Annotated in this window: 1 protein-coding gene and 1 pseudogene; one reads left to right on the forward strand and one right to left on the reverse strand. The window is 56.7% G+C overall.

Going from position 1 to position 1,145, the window contains the following annotated elements:
• Nucleotides 1–114 precede the first annotated feature (114 nt).
• A pseudogene (locus tag FGE21_RS20570) lies at nt 115–249 on the forward strand (recombinase family protein); the annotation flags it as partial.
• Between the two features lie 79 nt (nt 250–328).
• Here the strand turns inward: FGE21_RS20570 and FGE21_RS19830 are convergent.
• Nucleotides 329–961, reverse strand: a complete 633-nt coding sequence (locus tag FGE21_RS19830) for a tyrosine-type recombinase/integrase (RefSeq protein WP_139665119.1) — start codon at nt 959–961, stop codon at nt 329–331.
• Between the last annotated feature and the right edge of the window lie 184 nt (nt 962–1,145).

Consider the following 1,145-nt stretch of genomic DNA (forward strand, 5'->3'; position numbering starts at 1 on the left):
AAACGGTCGTTTTTGTCACGCTCAATCTCCGCACGAGTGATCAAGCTGTTAGCCGTTCCAAAAACCCGTGACAAAACGTTTGAGGTATAGGATCGGTTTTTGTCATGATGAGGCATGATCATCGGATATGCTCGCGTTTCAACCACAGATCAAAATCTTGACGCTTAGATCGACGCGCTGACGACGGCGGGGGCTGAACGTTTGTTCTCTGAGAGAGTAAGCGGAGCCAAGGCCGCACGTCCAGAGCTGATTTTACGTTCGGCCTGAGCTTTCTGACTGTGTTATCCTCAGTCTCGGGCTGACAGCCCCCCTTAAGCTGACCGGCGTGTCAGATCTCCACGCCCTCCGAAACGGTCAGAGCATCCTCCAGGTCGACCCCGAGATATCGGACCGTGCTGTCCATCTTTGTATGCCCCAGCAGCAGCTGTACCACGCGCAGGTTTCCGGTCTTGCGATAGATCTGCGCCACCTTGGTGCGCCGCAACGAATGGGTGCCGTAGGCGCTTGGTTCGAGACCAATTGAAGCAACCCACTCATGCACCAACCCCGCGTATTGGCGCGTGCCGATATGAGGCCAGTCATGAAGGCGCCCCGGCCACAGGAACGCGGCGCGCCTGCGATCCAGCACATCCAACCAATCCCGCAGGGACGTCCGCGTGCCGTCAGTGATTTCAAACCGCGCCGGCTGACCGGTTTTGCATTGCAAGATCGAGGCGCGGTCCTTGACCGGTTCGGCAGAATAGACATCGGCGACGTGCAGGCGCACCAAGTCACAACCTCTGAGTTTACTGTCGATCGCCATATTGAACAGCGCCAGATCCCGCAGCTTGCCCGCAAGCTCCAGACGCACGCGGATGGCCCAGACATGCTTCGGCAGCAGCGGGCTCTTCTGCCCGATGACGTGGCCTTTGTTCCAAGATATGCGTTTCGCGCGAATGGCTGGAAGGTTGAGATGTGACATAACATGTCCTCCAAACCGCCGCATCCCACCTCGTCTACGGCTGTATGCAGATAGCGAACCGTGCCAGACGTGCTGATTTTTGCCACATGTGTTGAAGTCGATGTTGAGCGGAAAGACCGCTTTGTCCGCGATTGATCACATTTCGCGCCTCAAGACTGAGCTGAGGAACAGCAACTTTGCAAAG

The sequence above is a fragment of the Phaeobacter sp. B1627 genome, from assembly GCF_006265095.1.
Classification (GTDB): Bacteria; Pseudomonadota; Alphaproteobacteria; order Rhodobacterales; family Rhodobacteraceae; genus Epibacterium.

Coding starts and splice junctions, on each gene's coding strand:
- FGE21_RS19830 (WP_139665119.1), bottom strand. CDS start 961: ATGTCACATCTCAACCTTCCAGCCATTCGCGCGAAACGCATATCTTGG.